Here is a 2,108-nt window from a genome sequence, read left to right on the forward strand (position 1 = left end):
CGACCGTGGCGCGGATGATGGAATCCGGTTTCTTTTCCGAGATGTCCTCGATCTCCATGCCGCCGGCGGCCGACGCCACGATCATGACGCGCTCTTCCTTCCGGTCGAGCACGAAGCCGAGATAGAGCTCCTGCGCGATGTCGACCGCTTCCTCGAGATAAAGGCGCGAGATCAGCTTGCCGCGCGGACCGGTCTGCTGGGTCACCAGCTTGCGGCCGAGCATGGCTTCGGCCGCGTTGGCGATCTCCTCGTCATTGGAACAGAGTTTTATGCCGCCGGCCTTGCCGCGCGCGCCGGAATGGACCTGCGCCTTCAGCACCCATTTGGCGCCGCCGATCTCGCGCGCCCGGTAGGTCGCCTGCTCGGGGCTGTAGGCGAGGCCGCCGCGCGGCACATGCACGCCGTGGCGGGCCAGCAGTTCCTTGGCCTGGTATTCGTGAATGTCCATCTTGTCCTCCCGGTAATTGTCAGTGCGCCGCGCTATGCGCCTGGCCGGCGCGCTCGATCGCCTCGCTCACCACCAGCACGTTGCGCGCCATGCGCTCCGATGCCGCGTCGATCATCTTGCCGTCGAGCGCGGCAGCACCCTTGCCGAGCGCTTCGGCTTCCTTCAGCACCTCGAGGATGCGCCGGGCCCGCGTGACTTCCTTTTCCGGCGGCGAGAACACCTCGTTGGCCAAAGCGATCTGCGAGGGGTGGATCGCCCATTTGCCTTCGATGCCGAGGGCGGCGGCGCGCCTGGCGGCCGCCGTGTAACCTTCCGGATCGGAGAAATCGCCGAACGGTCCGTCGATGGCGCGCAAGCCGTAGGCCCGGCAGGCGACCGTCATCCGTGACAGGGCAAAATGCCACTGATCGCCGGGATAGTCGGGGTTGAGCCCGCCGATGTTGACGGTGCGCGCCTTGTTGCTGGCGGCATAGTCGGCGACGCCGAAATGCATGGCTTCCAGCCGGCCGGGCGTGGCGGCGATCGCCTCGACATTGGCCATGCCGAGCGCCGTCTCGATGAGCGCCTCGAGGCCGACACGGGTCTTGAAACCCTTGGCCATCTCGATCTGGTTGACCATGGCCTCGACCATATAGAGGTCGGCCGGCACGCCGACCTTCGGCACCAGGATGGTGTCCAGCCGGTCGCCGGCCTGTTCCATGACGTCGACGACGTCGCGGTACATGTAATGCGTGTCGAGGCCGTTGATGCGCACCGAGACGGTCTTGCCCTTGGCGCGCCAGTCGATGTCGTTGAGCGCCTGGATGATGTTCTTGCGGGCGCGTTCCTTGTCGGGCGGCGCCACCGCGTCCTCGATGTCGAGGAAGACGAAGTCGGCGGCGCTGTTCGCCGCCTTGTCGATCATCTCGGGGCTGGAGCCCGGAACCGCCAGCTCGCTGCGCTGGAGTCTCAGTTTCTTGAGGTGGTTGATGGTGTGGCTCATCGTCCGTTCCTCACGCCGCCTCGGCGACCGGCATCGCGGCGGTGCGCCGGAAATGTTCGATCGCGGCCGCCACGCCGGAGCCCGGCGCCAGGTCGACGCCGCAATCGAGCAGCGCCAACTCGGCGGCGGCAAGCGATCCAAGCACCATCACCTCGTTCAGCCAGCCGAGATGGCCGATGCGAAAGACCTTGCCGGCCACCTTGTTGAGGCCGCCGCCAAGCGACGTCTGGTAGGTGCGATAGGCGCGCTTGACGACGTCGGCGCTGTCGATGCCTTCCGGCACCAGGATGGCGCTGACCGTGTCGGAGTGCCATTTGCGCTGCTTGGCGCACAACTTAAGCCCCCAGGCGTCGACCGCCTTGCGCACGCCCTCGGCCAGGCGATGATGACGGGCGAAGATGTTGTCCAGCCCTTCCTCGGCAATCAAGTCGAGCGAGGCGCGCAGGCCGCGCAGCAACTGGGTGGCCGGCGTGTAGGGGAAATAGCCGGTGTCGTTGGTGCGGATCATGTCCTCGAAGGAGAAGTAGCAGTGGTGGTGGGTCGCGGTCCTGGAGGCGGCCAGCGCCTTCTGGCTGACCGACAGGAAGCCGAGGCCGGCCGGCAGCATGAAACCCTTCTGCGAGCCGCTGACGGCGCAGTCGACGCGCCATTCCTCCTGGCGGAAGTCGATCGAGCCGA

General features: G+C 66.6%; 3 protein-coding genes. All 3 read right to left on the reverse strand.

Going from position 1 to position 2,108, the window contains the following annotated elements; all coding sequences use genetic code 11:
• The coding region (locus AC4FWB_RS33900) for an ATP-grasp domain-containing protein (RefSeq protein ID WP_491030567.1) at window positions 1-448 on the reverse strand (448 nt) is incomplete at its 3' end.
• A gap of 19 nt (window positions 449-467) precedes the next feature.
• A complete protein-coding gene (locus tag AC4FWB_RS33905; protein ID WP_491030568.1) occupies window positions 468-1,430 on the reverse strand; it encodes an HpcH/HpaI aldolase/citrate lyase family protein in 963 nt (320 codons plus the stop codon).
• Window positions 1,431-1,440: 10 nt separating this feature from the next.
• The coding region (locus tag AC4FWB_RS33910; RefSeq protein ID WP_491030569.1) for an aminotransferase class V-fold PLP-dependent enzyme at window positions 1,441-2,108 on the reverse strand (668 nt) is incomplete at its 5' end.

This window comes from Mesorhizobium sp. LEGMi-168a (genome assembly GCF_058312955.1).